The organism is Phocaeicola plebeius DSM 17135, from assembly GCF_000187895.1.
Lineage (GTDB): Bacteria > Bacteroidota > Bacteroidia > Bacteroidales > Bacteroidaceae > Phocaeicola > Phocaeicola plebeius.
In genome coordinates this window covers 44,281-60,357 of the sequence record NZ_DS990127.1, presented here as the reverse complement: position 1 = coordinate 60,357, position 16,077 = coordinate 44,281, and the positions used below count along the sequence as shown (strand labels likewise).

The 16,077-nt window shown below is 41.1% G+C and carries 8 protein-coding genes; 1 reads left to right on the top strand and 7 read right to left on the bottom strand.

Features of this window, described 5'->3' with window-relative positions; all coding sequences use genetic code 11:
- Positions 1 to 4 precede the first annotated feature (4 nt).
- The 7 genes from BACPLE_RS07220 to BACPLE_RS07190 form a co-directional block, all read right to left on the bottom strand.
- The gene (locus tag BACPLE_RS07220; protein ID WP_007560345.1) at positions 5 to 1,027 is read right to left on the bottom strand and encodes an ATP-binding protein; all 1,023 of its coding nucleotides are present in this window, start codon (positions 1,025 to 1,027) and stop codon (positions 5 to 7) included.
- Positions 1,028 to 1,029: 2 nt separating this feature from the next.
- Positions 1,030 to 4,572 (bottom strand): Eco57I restriction-modification methylase domain-containing protein, encoded by a 3,543-nt coding sequence (locus BACPLE_RS07215; RefSeq protein WP_007560343.1) that lies wholly within the window; start codon positions 4,570 to 4,572, stop codon positions 1,030 to 1,032.
- 11 nt (positions 4,573 to 4,583) lie between these two features.
- Positions 4,584 to 7,853: a helicase-related protein gene (locus BACPLE_RS07210; protein ID WP_040312618.1), complete on the bottom strand. Its 3,270-nt coding sequence runs from the start codon at positions 7,851 to 7,853 to the stop codon at positions 4,584 to 4,586.
- A gap of 2 nt (positions 7,854 to 7,855) precedes the next feature.
- On the bottom strand, positions 7,856 to 8,059 hold the full coding sequence (locus BACPLE_RS07205; protein ID WP_007560339.1) for a helix-turn-helix transcriptional regulator: 204 nt from the start codon (positions 8,057 to 8,059) through the stop codon (positions 7,856 to 7,858).
- 430 nt (positions 8,060 to 8,489) lie between these two features.
- A complete protein-coding gene (locus BACPLE_RS07200; protein ID WP_007560337.1) occupies positions 8,490 to 10,706 on the bottom strand; it encodes an alpha-L-rhamnosidase-related protein in 2,217 nt (738 codons plus the stop codon).
- Positions 10,703 to 12,109, bottom strand: coding sequence for a sialate O-acetylesterase (locus tag BACPLE_RS07195; protein WP_007560336.1), 1,407 nt, complete (start codon positions 12,107 to 12,109; stop codon positions 10,703 to 10,705). Before BACPLE_RS07195 ends, BACPLE_RS07200 begins: the two co-directional genes overlap by 4 nt.
- Positions 12,110 to 12,192: 83 nt before the next feature.
- Positions 12,193 to 14,988, bottom strand: a complete 2,796-nt coding sequence (locus tag BACPLE_RS07190; protein WP_007560333.1) for a sugar-binding domain-containing protein — start codon at positions 14,986 to 14,988, stop codon at positions 12,193 to 12,195.
- Between the two features lie 201 nt (positions 14,989 to 15,189).
- Here BACPLE_RS07190 and BACPLE_RS07185 point away from each other — a divergent pair, with 201 nt between their 5' ends.
- On the top strand, positions 15,190 to 16,071 hold the full coding sequence (locus tag BACPLE_RS07185; protein WP_007560330.1) for an AraC family transcriptional regulator: 882 nt from the start codon (positions 15,190 to 15,192) through the stop codon (positions 16,069 to 16,071).
- Positions 16,072 to 16,077 lie beyond the last annotated feature (6 nt).

Here is a 16,077-nt window from a genome sequence, read left to right as displayed (position 1 = left end):
ACGACTATTTAATAATTTTCATCCGATTGCTCATATCGAGACTAATGAGCATATCATCAAGAGCCAAAAAAGAACCTGACGTTATTGCAGTAGTTGACATTGCCGCAAATCTAACAGCCAAAGCAATAGCTGTTAGTTTCGCTTCATTAAAATATGATTGCGGCTTATATATTAAAAGTCCAGCCTCTTTTATTTCTATACCAATTTTAGGAGGATAGAACATATTTGCCCCATTCGTATTTTTCTCACAAAAGAGATAATATTGCTCTTTTAATACATTGTCTGGATGATCTTTGCTGTAATAAATCAATTTGATATTAAGATCTTTATCTCCTTCATTCTTGAAATTGTCATTATAGATAGAATTAATTCTTATATTAATCCTGTCAATGTACTTGTTTAACAAATCATTGAATTTAGTTATTTGATCTTGAAATGCTTTATTCTTTATATCAACACCTCCATTGTATTCTCTTTTCACATTGTCATATAAATCAGCCAAAAAATCAGATGTTCCTGCAGGTACATAAAATGGAAGAATATCTTTGTAAAAAACATTCCATAAATTAATCTCTTCCGAGTTTCTTGCTGCATGAAAACGTGATATATAAGAATGGTTGATAAATGCAGAATATTTATTTAACATTCTAATATCACTCTCACTTCCACCATTCTCAGGTTGTAGCCCACCATTATCTAGTTTCCATATTTTTCCATCATCAAACGTAATACGTATATTGGGAGTATAAGTATTAGCCTTTGCTTCATCAAACCTATTGATATTAATTAATTGTTCATTGTTAGGAATGAATTCTTCACCATTAGTATCTCCTGGTTTAAAATACTTAGCACCTTTGTCATCCTTAAATACACTTTGCATTAAAACATGTAAAGCATAATATAAAGAAGATTTTCCACTTCCATTTTCTCCATAAATCAAGAGGTTTTTACCATCTAGTAAATCTATAGAAAAATTATTAGGAAATGCTTTGAATCCATCTATTTCAATTTTAGTTATAGTAGCCATATTTAAGATAGTATTATAGTTCTTAATGTTTCTGATTCTGACAATGCTAAAGAATCAATAGTTTCTATGATGCCAGTTGAATCAATATTCATATATAAATCCCAAATATCTTGTATATTGATATGTTTAAGTTTTTCCGCAAAATTTTTCAACACTGTTATTACTGAAATCGTTGGCATTTCTTCAGGAAGATATATTTCATAAATACATCCATTTATTAACTTCTCAAAATTAGAAGAAATATATGAGTTCAGAACAAGATCGCTTGCCCGTTTATCTGTACTATTTAACAGTATAATTGTATCAACCAAATTTGCAATTATAGTTTGTATTTCAATTGATGGCACTGCTATAGGAATTTGTTGTAGAGGTTCTTTATCTAACTGATAATTTGCGCCCTGCATTTTTCCCTTATTTTTAAGCCAGAATTCAATCAATTTTGAATTTAATAATCCAGTTAAGTATTTCAAATTAATCCTTTTGGTCTGGATTATATTAATAGCCATCATTACATAGGTTTCTTTATTTGTATATGCAAATATTGGAAAGGCGCACTTCCTTGGTACCAATATCTTTTCGGACTGTTTAAAAAATGATTCCTCACGAGGCCAATGTAAATGATAATAGTCTAACCTTCCATTTTTATTTTCTCGACGTTGTTCCATTATAAAACGATACTTCCACAAATGTTGTAATATATATGGAGCATCACCTTTATAATTAGTTTTTGTTATGTAAATTATATCTTTTGTTATATCATTGTCAAGAAAATATTTATGACAATTTGTAGGCTCATATAGAACCTTTATATATTGTTTCTCACACTCTTTTAGAGAAGAAAAGTAATTGTGATTAACAACAAACACTCCGTCACCTATTTTTATATTATTAGATATAATCTCATATTCTGGAATATATTTTATATTCCTACTATTAACAACATCTGGATTAGGAACAATGCCTTGTATTATTTCATTGTCCTTTAATCTTATATATTTATCGTGATTTTCTATTAGATTTAAAATATTCGTATTATTACTAAATGAGATTATTGTATTATAAAAATAATTTCTTCTTATTGTTGGAGTATAATATTCTGCTTGGTTATTATCTCTACTTGAATTATTCAAAATTGCTATAGCCTCTTTTTCCGTTGCCTTATACGACTTTAATTTACGATAATCAAATGTATAATTATCAGTCTCTTTGTCTTTTTGAAACATCATAATCATAGTTTGAATACTTGCACTTTCAAACATCATTACAGCTCCAAAATCAACGATATTACAAATTCTTGTTTCTTTTATAATTTTATCTCTTAATTTGCTCGCTCCAAAACTAGTAATCCAATTATTGGTAGCGATGAAACATAATACTCCATTACTCTTTAGAAGATCTAACCCATTACAAGCAAAAAGATACCATATATCCATTTTTCCTTTATAATATGGAGAATCTTTATATGGTTCAAAGAATGTTTTTGACATACGCCCCTCTTTTATATATGGAGGGTTTGCAATAATTATATCAAATCCCATAAAATCTCCATTCTCATCTAATAACTGAGGATATTCAAAACGCCATTCAAAAGAGTTTTCGTATTTCTTATTACTCAAAATTTCTTTTTCTTTCTCTATCAATTTTTTCAATTCATTTTTTGCCCTAGAGTAACCTATTGGATCTTCTTTTGCTAATGGTTCACCAAATAAAGGCATCGCTTCATAATCATATACTTTTTTTTCTGCCAATTGCCTTTTCTTTATATCTCCTTTTGCTAAGGTTGTTTTGAAACAGTTTTTTATTTCATTAATTTTAGCTCTTAATCCAGTTTTATCATAATGTTCTTCTGTATATCCAACAACAAGATTTTTATAATTTTCCAATGTAAAATCATTCCACAGCCTATTCTCTTTTTTTGCTTTTTCTTTTCCTAGCCTATTATATTCTACGAACACATCAGATATAGGAGTATTTAATGAGTATCTACATATCTGTGAATTTCCACATGTAATCTTATAATCCAAATTAGGCAGTGGCTGTGGCTCATCAGCATCGACCACCAACGCCAACCAAAACCGCAACCGTGCAATATCAACAGCCCCCTGTTCAATATCAACCCCGAAAATGTTGTTCTGAATAATATCTCGTTTGGTTTGGGTAGAATTAAAGCTACCATGCGGTTCTGCATGCGATTGCAAATGATGGATAGCATGATACAACACATAAAGAATGCCCATAGGAAATGCACCGGAACCAATAGCCGGGTCACATACTTTTACATCCTTGAGTAGTTGCATAAATCGAGATGCCACACTTTTAGTCTGAAGTACAGGCAGAACGATTCCATTATTTATTAATTGCTCTATCGGTTCAGCATATTGTTCATCAGATTCGTGAGTCTTCAAATATTGTAGAACACTTTGGCGACACATATACTGCACAATCTCTTTAGGCGTATAGAATGCACCTTTATCTTTGTTATCTTCCAAAAGATTTTCAAAGATATGGCCCAGCATTTCGGGATCGATACCCACCTCGCTATCGTCCGGATCGTTTTCATCGATGGTGAAATTGTACATAGCGAAGAAATCCATAAGCTCTTTGAAATTGGAATATGGGAAATCTATATCCAGTTTGTCGATGCTGTCCTTTTCAAATAAGCCTCCGTTGAGGTATGGAATTTTGATATTTTCTCCCAATCTAGCATCAGCTATATCTCCTTCACGTTTTTCATTCAAAGTATTAAAAAATAAATATTCAAGAACATCGCTTAACAAACGGTCGTTCCCTTCGTAGCGTTCAATCAGGTGGCTGAGATAATTTTTATCTCCACCTTCCCAATCCGAGCGTGAAGCAGGAACACCCATCCAGCCTTTTTTCTGAAGGAACTGTAGAAACACCAAACGCCCAAGCAGTTTCTTGACATAGTCACGATTCTGTTTGTTATCGGAAAGTTGTTGCAGAAATTTGTTATACTGAGCCTTGTATCCGGCAAAGAACTCTTTGTTTAATCGTTCAACAGAGAATGCATCAATTACATCTGCTAATTTAATAGAAGTGGTTTTCTTTTTTGAAATCAGTTCAAACAGACGCTCTGAGGCAGTTCTACACGGTTCGTTTTCACCTAAAAGAAATGTGTATCTTTTAGGTGCAGTTTCTGTTTTTATCAGTTCACCATCTTCATTGAATGAAGTTTGTTTTGCGATAAAAGTCAGACGATAATCTGATACATTTTTTGAATAGTAAAAAGCTAAAACACCATGAATGACAGACTGGTCAATAGTTCTTGCGGTTATTTCACGCAATCCTTTACGATTACGGTTAATGAGAACATTGTCATTTACTTCAAAAGTGTATATAGCTAATGAACGATCATCATCCAGACGAATCAAACCTGCTTGTCCTCCGTCTTTAATCAAATCATGGGAAACCTGATTAACACGAGTGAAGAACTCAACCTTTGGAAACATCTCTGTCAATATGCCTTTCCATTGCTCGAAATCAAATCTAGCAGATAACTTATTTTGTAATTCTTTTGATGTCATGCTTGTAATAATTAAAGATTAAAACTTTCGGAAATGATAATCTCCGGAACTAATTCCTTTGTCACTTTTATACGGTTTACGGCTGGAATTTCATGGGTGTTTACCTCAATATGTTCAAGCGGGTAGGACGTTATGATTTTCATGAGCTGTTCCAAAAGGACAACTATTTTTACTGGTGCTTTCTTAGTGGCACTTTGTAACTTGTTTATATCCCGTTGCAACTGTTGGAATCTTCCCGTAGAAATAGCACGTTTCGCCTTTTCTATCAAAGTTAATTCTTCATCTGTTATGTTAGGAACATGTACGAAACCATCAAGATACGCCAAAGCTTTTTTCTCATTCGGACCTTGGGTTGTAACTATCTTCTTGGTAACGGCTTTTGCATCTTCTTCTTTCTCCGAAAATACTTCTATTGCCTTTGCTACTTGCTCATGATGTTTGTCATGCAAAGGAATGGCTTTCTCTTCTATTCTTGCCTCAAATTCTTTTACTGCTTCCAGAAAAGTAAGTTCTTCTATGCTTCCGTCTTCACGAATGAAAGTAAAGGCATCTCTCCTTTTATTTCGAATAAACGTAATGGTACTCATAGGAATAAGTTTGCTTTTCCTTCCTACGCGTGCTCTTAAAGGCATTTTGCATATTTGTTTTATTAAATCCGGATCATCCTCTTTCAACTTTCTAAGCCACATCAGATACCGCAATTTCTCGTCTCTTTCCTCATCTGCATTCTTATCAAATAATCCGAAACTTTCCGGATTTTCATCTGTGGAGTAAATCTGACTGTCTTCACCCAAAGCAGCATGAAAGGCAAAGAGTTTCATCTTGGCTTTTTTCTCCAACTCTATGTCGTTGTTCACCTTGGCTGTAGGAAAGAAGTTGAATATATGCACTTCTTTAGCTGTACTTCCGATACGGTTTACACGCCCAATTCGTTGCATCAGCCTGGTAGAGTTCCAAGGCGTATCGTAATTGACAATTACATTAGCACGATGCAAGTTTACACCTTCAGCCAGCACCTCTGTAGAAATGACTATATTATAATCATTTTTTTTCTCTCCTTTATAATTGGCGTCGAAATTAGCTTCAAGGACAGGCATCTTGTCGTTACGATTATCACTTTGGACAGTCAAAACACGGTTAAATCCGTTTGCTTTCAATGTATCTGATAAATATTTGGTAGTTTCCTTACTTTCAGAAAACACGACAAGCTTACCTTCCTGATTAATGGACTTATCAAATAGTTTACCTTTCAGATATTCATTTATAAAAATATCCAATTTCGGGTCATAAGTTATTTTATCCCATGCTTCTACCAGTTCTTCCAAAATATGTCCGTCATCTTCCAAGCCTTCCTTAAACCCAAGCTCAAAGTCTTCAGGAGCGCATATTTCAATCGTCGGATCGGTATATTGCGCCTCTTCTATCAGTTTAATCAGCTCATCTTCTTTCCCTTCGCTTAATAATTCATTAACCTTCAGATTAGGAGCTATATATATTACGCCTTTTTCAAACATACCAAGCATGACTTTGTTGGCCTGATAGTATCTTTTTAAAGATTGTTTGAAAGCATAGAAACTACTGTCTATCCGCTTGACAAGCAATGTTTTCATAATACCTGCCAACTGGATAGATATCATATCCGCTTTTTTATACTTGGCTTTCTTTGGGGGAACCAAATATTTAATGGCCTGATAGCGATAGTATTTCAATACATTACCTTCTTTACCTCCCAAATAATGGATTGTTTTATCATACAATGCTTCTAATTCTGCATCCAACTGATAGTAAATCTTATGAGGGGGCTTTACATCGGGAAAATGTACATTCTGTTCTTCCAAATCTTTCCGATATGCCTCGTTTTCCATTAAATCTGTACGTGTACGACGCACAGTTAATGGTTCAACCACCTTTGTTCGAATCTTTTCGTAAATAGCCTTTATATCTTTAGAAATTTGCTCTATATCTTTTTGCTTTTTAACCTTCTTGTATTTATCAATTTGTTCACGAAAGAAACGCTGTAAGTTTCCTTCTTCCAAAGTGCTGTCTTTGGAATCCTGAAACAGATAAACCAAATTAGCTATATCTTCCGGTTTGTTATTCAGCGGAGTTGCAGATACAAGTATCACTTTCTTATCGTGCAGGCTACCATCAGCATGCAGGGTTTTAGTCTTGCAAAGCTTCTGTAGCTCGTTGTACATAGATGCTGTATCACTTCTGAATTTATGGGCTTCATCAACGATTACCAAATCATAAAGTGATGGATCCTTTATTTTATGCAAGCTTCCATTTGTGATAATTTTGTAATTGTCAAGTTTGAATTCTATCATCGTCCGTTCCCATCCTTCTTTCAGGGCAGGAGGTACAATAATCAATGTATGAGAGCGATGCATTGGGAATCCGTTTGCAAAGAAAAATTTCTTGGCAATGAGAGCCGAAACGATAGTCTTTCCCAATCCAACAACATCGGATAGAAAAAATCCGTTATGTTTCATCATTTTTGAATAGCCATCATTTACGGCATCAACCTGATAAGATAATTTTTTATAGCCTTTAGGCAAGTCTGACACAGAATTTGGATCGAAATCTATGCTGCGCCCAAAGTATTCCAAAAGAAACTTCAAATAAACTTCGTATGGAGTAAATTCAGCATTCAGATAAGATTCTCTTTTTATCTTCTCTATATGCTTGATGTCAATAGCAACAGATTCGCCCCATAACCTCTCAAAAGTTTCTGTAGCAAATTGAATATCGTCGTCATATCTGAGTTCCACATTAAATTCAAAATTTTTCTCCAGTCCGGCTTCTGTCAGATTACTGGAACCTGTAATAACCGAGCCATAACCATGAGGATGATATACTTCTTCACGAAAGATATAAATCTTAGCATGTATATTTTGCTTGGGATGAATACGCATTTCAATCCTGCCGGAAACAATATCTTCGATAAACTGATACATTCCGTCTTCCACTTCCTTGTCATACTTAGCCTCTTGGATATTCTTTTTTATGTCATTGAAGAATTCCTCTTGCGACTGTTCATTGTTTGGATTAAAAAGCAGTCCCTGTTGATTGGCCTGATAAGTCAGCTTGTCTACATTGATGCCTACCAAGATTCTAATATGTGGAGTTTGTTGTATAAACTTTCGAATTCTAAAATATCCGGAAGCTCTGAAATATCCTACAAGTGCATCAAAGAAATGCACTTTCTTATATTTGAAGACTCCTTCTATTTTTTCAAGGAGAGTATTCTCTTTCTCATTAGTAAAAAAATTTGTTCCCATACTCATGCCTTAGTAGTTACAATTAAGCATCTGACATCAACATCCAATTTCTCTGCAATTTGCATCAACATTTCCAATGAGGGTTGCATTTTATTAGAACACCATTTAGATACAGTAGACGGATCTTTTCCTAACTGCTCCGCAAGCCATTTACCCGTTTTCTTTTGCTCTACCAAGACGACTTTTATTCTATTTATATCTTTCATTATGTATCCTTTTATTGGCGTATATGGCAAATATACTGATAAATTATAAAAATAATGCTTGCTCCCTAAATTTATTTTTATCAATAGCCATTTGCCAAACTTCTAAAACTTCATTAAGAAAATTCCTAAACACTTACATATAAATACCTCAACACGAACGTGTCAACCTCTCCGCACGTACGTGTCGAGACATCAGCACGAACGTATCAAGACCTCGTCACGTACGTGTCGAGGTAAATTTAACTATATTTTTAAGAAATGGCCCAAGTTGATTCAAGTTTCTCCAGACTTACTTTACCATCTCATTCATCGGCTTCTTGAAAAGTTTACAAGGCTTCCCAAACCTTCCTGATTAACTCTCCACCTAAACGCAAAAAGGCCGAAAGTCTCCCGACTCCCGGCCTTTCCATTTGGATAATTAAAAACAAAACTATTTCTCGCTCATTTCAAAATGCCATTCTCCAGCAGACAGCATCAGCTGACGTTCGTTTTTCGGTTCGCCATTCACACTCCAGCGTTGGAATTCGGCAGGAAGCACTACCTGTGCAGAAGTTCCTTCCGGTACCCGCAGGTACATGGTTCCACTGTGAGCCGACTTGTCCATTTCAAATACGATGCGACGACCGCCCGACAACGGTACCTGAGTGCGGATGAAGCTCAAATGTGCCGGATGAGGTGCCACACGGAATGTACGGAAAGCCGGTTCCAGCGTTTCAATGCCGGCGATGTATTGTGAAAGGATGGTCAGCGGCCCACCGCTCCATGCGTGGTTGTAGGTACCGCCTCCGAAGCCTTCACTGCCGATGCCCCAGCCTTCCCACAGCGTGGTCAGCGGACTTTCTATCATAGCGCGATAACGCAGTTTCATGCGGTTCAGGGCGTCCTGATAATAGCCCATCGTGCAAAGAGCTTCGAGCACATATTTCTCCATGTACGGACTGGCGTGATACCAGGTGGAGAAGAAGGGACGAATCACCGGATACAGTTCTTTGGGCAAGACTCCGGATACGACGGCCAGTGCCTGCGCACGGTCATCGGGTTTGCCCTGATAGCCCGGAGAGATGTAGTATTTTCCGTTCCAGAACGTACGGTGGAACACTTTACGCAGCTTGTCGGCGGTGGTGCGTGCCCAAGCGGCTTCTTCTGCCTCGCCAGCCAATTGATTCATTTCTTCGTATCCCTTCAAGGCAATCACATACCAGAGGTTGAACAACAGGGTCATGTCCTTGTTTTCTCCCCAGTCGCCCCAGGTCCATCCGCCAGAACGAGGTATCACCAGCCCTTGAGCATCCGTTTTCCAAACGTGGATGTATTTCTTTACCCGCGGAAGTACGTCGGCAATAGTCTGACGGTCGCCCGTACCCATGTAGTAGGTCCAGAAACCGTAATGGCTTACACTGGCCAGCATCTGCATGGGCAGTTCATCCTTATAGTTTCCGGCTGGAACAGGTGCAAAGATGGTGCTGTCGGCCCGCTGCCATCCCATCAGCTCATGGATACCCTTGCGGGTCAGCAAATGAGCCTTTTCGTCGAGGGCATAGAAAGCTTCGCCTAACTCGTTCACCACATCGCCCCACCATTGGGCACGCTCGCGGTCGGGACAGTCCATATAAGTGTCGCGCATGGTGATGTAGAGCGTACGCTGCGACTTGTCCCACAAGCGGGTGAGCATCGGGTCATCGCAGGAGAAGCTTCCGGCAAAGGAGGTGTCGTAGCCCGTTTCACGGTATTTCACATCAAGCACTTCCACGCCTTCCGGCAATTCATACTGTACATAATGGCCGTTCATCCAGCCCTTGCATTCGAATGTCTGTTCTCCTTCACACGTGCGATACTCGGCAAATACGTTGGTGGCCGAACCTCCCCGGTAATTGTCCGTACGGATACGGATGCATTTACCTGCCGGTGCTTTCAGTCGGATGTAGGGAGTAATCTGTGCATTGTAAGGCAGGTAAGCCCGCAGCAGCGTATCGCCCTGCATCTCTGTTTTTGCATAAGGCTTCAGCCCGTAGTCTTTCCAGAACGGAATGGGACGGTTTACCAGCTGATTCCATCCGGCTTTTTCCAGTGATATTTCCGTGGCCTTCTTCCATTTCTTGTCATTATACTCGGGCGACATGAAAGGTATGTCTTTCACTGCGTCGAACCCGATATTTGACTCTGCCAGACGATAGTTGGGCTGTTCACCCTGCGGCACATAATAGGCCGGATGCTTTTTCACCCGCCATTTTGCATCGGGTTCCACTTCCTTGCCGTCGCAGAAAAGGGAGAAACTGATGCCTGCCGTAGGGGAATTGCGATGGCTGAAACCATCCTTGCCAAAGTACCACACCAGCAAGGCTACGGTATTCTCGCCCGCACGCAAGGCAGGAAGCGAAGTAATCACATCGCAATAGGTATCCGAAGGGTTCGGACCACGTTTCAATCCTCCTTCCGACACCTGTAACTCGCCGTTCACCCAGAGCCAGTATTTCGTATCGGCAGCTAGGCACAGTTCCAGTGAACGGGGTAATTCTTCCAGCGTTACCGTATTACGGAAACACCACCATGTGCCGGGGGCAGCCGGCTCTTTCTCTTTTAAAGTCCATACCTGTGCCTGCACATAAACAGACAGGCAGCAGACTAACATACATAACCACTTTTTCATTTCACTTCTATTTTTTCTGTACGGAATGGAAGCACCGGCATACCTGCCTCTGTACGGAGACTGCCAATGGTAGCTTCATCAAAACAATAATATACCTGATAAGGTGCTTTCAATCCTCGCAGGGGAATCTGCAAGGTCCTGCCTTTCAAGCGGGCATTGACTGCAACCTGTTTCCCTGTACCGTCTACGACCGTCAGACCTGTCACCTCTTTGGTGGTGGAATGCAAGGTATTGAAATTACCCTCCAACGTGACTTCCAGGTTTCGCTTCACTACCTGGGCTTCATGCAAACGCGGACTCTCGTAAGCACCGGCAAACTGACCGTAAACTTTGTCCATAGCCAGACAAGCCAGACGTTCTCCGATGGCACGCTTATTACGCGGATGAATGTCTTTTACATTCTCCACCAAATCGGAAATATTGATCATGGCAGTATTCTTTACCTGCCCCAGCATGAGTTCCTGCTGTTCACGCAATAAAGCCGGGGTGTTGTTCTTCGCTCCGTACGTATGAGGCGCAATCTGCACGTAATAGAACGGAAAGTCCCATCCGAAATCTTTTCGCCAGGCCTCCACCATCTTAGATACCAGACGGGCATACGACGGTGCATTCTCATGGTTGCTTTCTCCCTGATACCAGATGCATCCAGCTATCTGATAAGGCACCAGCGGATGAATCATCTGATTGTACAATACTCCCGGCTTAATCGGCCACCAGGGATAGTCTTTTAATTTGTTCTTTGAAAGTATCTCGTCTTTTTCCACGATTTCAGCCGGTGTCCACACTTCAGCCGGTGTACCTCCCCAAGCAGAGACTAAAATGCCTACAGGTACTTTCAGGTGTTCCGTCAGGTAGCGGGCAAAGAAGTAGGCAGTAGCACTGGTCTTGCGCATACTTTCGGGAGTAGCCACCTCCCACTTCGTGCGGCAGTCGGTCTGAGGTGTATCGGCTCCTTGCTTGGGATTATGAAAGATACGCACAGACGGGCAAGCGGCCTGTTTCACCTCCTGCTCGCCATTCATGATTCCCATATTGGCCGACCATTCCATGTTCGATTGTCCGCTGCACAGCCAGACTTCACCCAGCATCACATCCGACACTTTCCGACTGTCGTTTCCACCTTTCACTTCAAGCGTATACGGACCTCCGGCACGCCCGGTTGGCACCTCTGCTTTCCAGCGTCCCTGATTATCGACTACCGTACGTACTGTGTCTCCCGGATTCCATCCGGAAAGAATCATCAGGGTTTCAGACGGATTTCCCCATCCCCATACAGCTACCTTACTGTTTTGTTGTAACACCATTCCATCAGAAAAAACCGACGGAAGTTGAATCTGCGCCTTCGACTCCATTCCGAAAGTCAAGGCCAGCATTCCTAAAATAAGATGCGTTGTGCTTTTCATTGTTTCTGTTCTTGTGAAAAAAACCTGCAAACAAAGGTAGAAGAACTATCCCAAGTTTGCAGGAAAAAATGAAGTTTCTATGGTTATTTTTGATTTTTAATGGAAAACAAAATACTTAAATCTTTCGCATCGACTTCAGAAGAGGGATTGAAGCGATTACCGCACATATATTTCTTCAAGCTGTAGAGTAACTGACGGGCTTCCGTACGCTTGTCCATATCCTGCCAGAAATCAATTCCTGACACAAGCAATTTACCCTTACCCACCTTCACTTCGAACAACAAAGCCAGCGGACGGTTCGTAAACCAGTCGTCGATAACTCGTACAATCGGCTGCAAGTTTTTATCAATCTTGACCACTTCGATGGCACCGGAATGGCTCATGGCATCCCACCACTGATAATCACTGTAATACTCTGTAGGGAACTCTGAAAGTGCCGGATGAGCGGGGTTACACAGGATACCCAGTGTGTGCGGTGCTTGTCCCAGCGTCCAGGCCGTGTTCCAGAAGATGCTAGAGAAACCTATCACTACTTCGCCTCCCGCTTCGGCAGGCAAGGAGCCTTTCCGTAAAGAAAGCAGTACGTTGCCACCTTCCTGAAGACGTTGCAAAGCTTTTGCATCCAGACGGTCGGTCATCAGCAATTGTGCTTCATCAGCTACTTTCTGTACCGCAGCAGGATATACCCAGATGTGCCAGCTGTTGGCGTAATCTCCCAATGTAGCTTCCAGTGTCAGACATGAAGGGACGTCCACCTTATCCAATGGAATCTCCAGCTGCCCCAACGGAATACAATTGCCGATACCTACCGGCTGGTGTGCCAGCGTGCCCGAAGCAATTGTCTTTCCTTCTTTTGTTTTCAGGGTCCAGACAGTAGAAGTCACCTCCAGCGGAGCAGCTCCGAAATGTGCCACTTCCAGACTTCCTTTCACCGTTTCCTGGTTGGTATAAATCAACTTCGGCAAGCGCAGTAATGGTACCGTACTATTACAGAAACGACGGTATTCTTCCGGACGGATGTAGCCTTTTTCTTCCCAGAACGCATCGAGCACTCCTACCAAAGCCGTACCCTGCCCCGGGAAATCAGACAAGCCCAGTAACTGGAATCCACCGAAGTCTTTTGTACGCAAAGCAGCTTCGATATCGGCCTTATAACACAACGCCTGCAATTTTCCGGAAGCCAGCAGGAAGCTGTCAGCCAAATGTGCCATACCGTTTTCAGCCAGTGTTTCCTGGAATATCTCAAAATTACGCGGGCGCATCACCCCGTCGTATTTGGCCATTTCCTTGAAGTTGGGATATACACACCACTGCCCGATTTCGTGGCTCACCATCGGCTGCTGGAAACGTCCGATGTATTCTGACCAGTCATAGTCGGTACGCGGAGCCTGTGCGTTGATAATACTCTTCACACCTTGTCCCCACGCCTGAATACGAGGATTGGAATCGCTCAAGAAGTCGTTAACCGGCAAATTGGGCCATCCGGCACCCGAACAATATAAACGGCGGGCATCGCGCTCTTTCCAGGTAGTAACAAAATTAGTCAGATAGGCATTACTTCCCTCACCAGCCGGTTCGTTACCGTACATCATCATGCAGAAAGAAGGATGGTTACCAAACTCACGGACGATGCGTTCACTTTCCTCCCAGATAAAGCGGTCCAGATCGCCTCCATCGCCAATGGTAGTCGACTGGTTAGCCCAGGAAGAACATTCTATCTCCAGGTACATACCCATCCCATCGGCAGCTGCAAAAGCAGCTTCGGGCGGACACCAGGAATGGAAGCGCACATGGTTCAGTCCGTGCTGCCGACAGGTGGTATAAATCTTTTTCCAGGATTCTACATCCGTGGGCGGGAAACCGGTCTTCGGAAATACGGCACAATCCAGCGTACCACGCAGGAACAAACGGCGGTCGTTGATGGTGAGTTTGCCGTCTTTCACCTTCACATCACGGAAACCAAAACGTTCCGCATAGACATCCGTTTCACCGCTATCCGCATCCTTCACACTCAGCTTCAAATCATATAAGGATGGAGAAAACTCATCCCAGCACTTAATGTCTCCCTTCATGGCCAGCGACATCATCACTTGATTTTCGCCCGGCTTCAACGTACATTGTTGCTGTACTTTTTCATTACCTACCGTCATCTCCAGTACCACATTGGCATCTTTTTCATAACGGTTCATCAAGGAAGCCGACACACTGACTTTCTTAGCCAGACGCTCCGGCATAATCTTGACGGAAGACACATTCACTTCCGGCTTTACTTCCAGGAACATATCGCCTACCACCCCGTTCCAGTTTCCTTGTGTATGGTCGGAAATACTATGTGAGTTCTCCCCCGGATCAATGTTTTTCACCCGATTGTCTACACACAGCATCAACACATGTTTCCCTGCTGAAAGCTTGCCTGTCAGGTCATAACGATGGGGCGCCCCCAAAGCATTTTGCATGCCGATTTCCTTTCCGTCTATATACAAACGGCTCTCCCAATGGCATCGTTCCAAAAAGAGAGAAATGTCCTTTCCTTCCCAACTGTCCGGAATCACCACCTCTTTCTGATACCACGCCTTACCCTTGTAATATTTTACCGGCTGAAGCCAGAAAGGTACCTTGATATTTCCTGCCTCACGGTATTTGGCATACGAAGGTTTAAAGAAATAAGAAGAATCCACAATACCGCCCGTCCAATCAGTACCCACGGCAATATCTTCCCCAAAACCATTGGAAGCCATTGAACCCGGCAGTTCAATCACCCGGCTCCAGTCCATGCTGTCCGTAGAAAATGTCCACGAGCCGGCCAGGTCAATCTTATCAGTCTGCTGACTGCAAGAGAAACAAAGCAAAGAAAATGAGAGTAATGCTGCTGCTTTCATATTATCAAATTTTAAGTTGACAAACTATTTTACAGATGACAAAATTACACATAAACTACCATCTCCGAATGTGCTATTTTCGCAAAAGAATGTAATATTTTTCGATTTCAGGTATTATCTTACTATAAGAAGAAATCTCTTCAGGAAGTCTCTCTGAAAATCCAAATAAATGCCTACATTTGTCTCACAAATAAATATGCTATGGAAAAGAAAAAAGACGGATTTCCTAATGAAAAGGCCATTGTCATTCCTCAAGAGAATCTTTTAAGAATCAAAGAAAATCCCATGACGCGCCTGTTACACCCTACAGACGTGGGCTATTATCCTTGCGCTGAAGGTCACTACCGGGAACGTACAGAAGGTAGTCCGCAACATATCCTGATTTACTGCCACGAAGGAGAAGGATGGTATAACATAGGGAAAGGAAAATGTACGGTAAAAAAGAACGATTTTTTTATCATCGAAGCTGGTACACCACACGTATATGCTGCCTCTACCAGCCATCCGTGGAGTATTTACTGGATTCATTTCACAGGTGAGCAGAGCCACCTGTTTTCTGAGCTCTTCAACCGGACCATCTACATCGATGATTCGCCTACAGCCCGTTTCAATGACCGCATCCAGCTGTTCAACGAGATTCTAGTGAACCTTGAAATGGGATACAGTATCGAAAACTTAGAATATATCACGCTCTGCCTGTGGTACTTGCTCGGTTCTTTCCGATACATTCCTCAGTTCCGCGAAATCAATAAGCCCAAGACACAAGATACCATCCAAAAAGTCATCAACTACATGAAGGCCAACCTAGACAAACAACTAACACTAGAGGATATGGCCGAAAGCGTGAACTACTCGCCGACTTATCTGAGTACACTCTTTACACAAAAATCGGGTATGTCTCCCATCAACTATTTCAATCAGTTGAAAATTCAGAAGGCATGCCAGCTCTTGGACTTTACCGACAAGAAAGCAAAAGAAATAGCTTTTGAACTGGCCTTCAGTGACCCGTATTATTTTTCAAAAGTATTCACCAAATACATGCACATGTCGCCTAAAGAATATCGTATGAAGAAAAAGGGATGAGAAAAC

Bases quoted from the DNA above. Each gene is read 5' to 3' on its own strand.
- BACPLE_RS07220 (WP_007560345.1), bottom strand. From the start codon at position 1,027: ATGGCTACTATAACTAAAATTGAAATAGATGGATTCAAAGCATTTCCT.
- BACPLE_RS07215 (WP_007560343.1), bottom strand. From the start codon at position 4,572: ATGACATCAAAAGAATTACAAAATAAGTTATCTGCTAGATTTGATTTC.
- BACPLE_RS07210 (WP_040312618.1), bottom strand. From the start codon at position 7,853: ATGGGAACAAATTTTTTTACTAATGAGAAAGAGAATACTCTCCTTGAA.
- BACPLE_RS07205 (WP_007560339.1), bottom strand. From the start codon at position 8,059: ATGAAAGATATAAATAGAATAAAAGTCGTCTTGGTAGAGCAAAAGAAA.
- BACPLE_RS07200 (WP_007560337.1), bottom strand. From the start codon at position 10,706: ATGAAAAAGTGGTTATGTATGTTAGTCTGCTGCCTGTCTGTTTATGTG.
- BACPLE_RS07195 (WP_007560336.1), bottom strand. From the start codon at position 12,109: ATGAAAAGCACAACGCATCTTATTTTAGGAATGCTGGCCTTGACTTTC.
- BACPLE_RS07190 (WP_007560333.1), bottom strand. From the start codon at position 14,988: ATGAAAGCAGCAGCATTACTCTCATTTTCTTTGCTTTGTTTCTCTTGC.
- BACPLE_RS07185 (WP_007560330.1), top strand. From the start codon at position 15,190: ATGGAAAAGAAAAAAGACGGATTTCCTAATGAAAAGGCCATTGTCATT.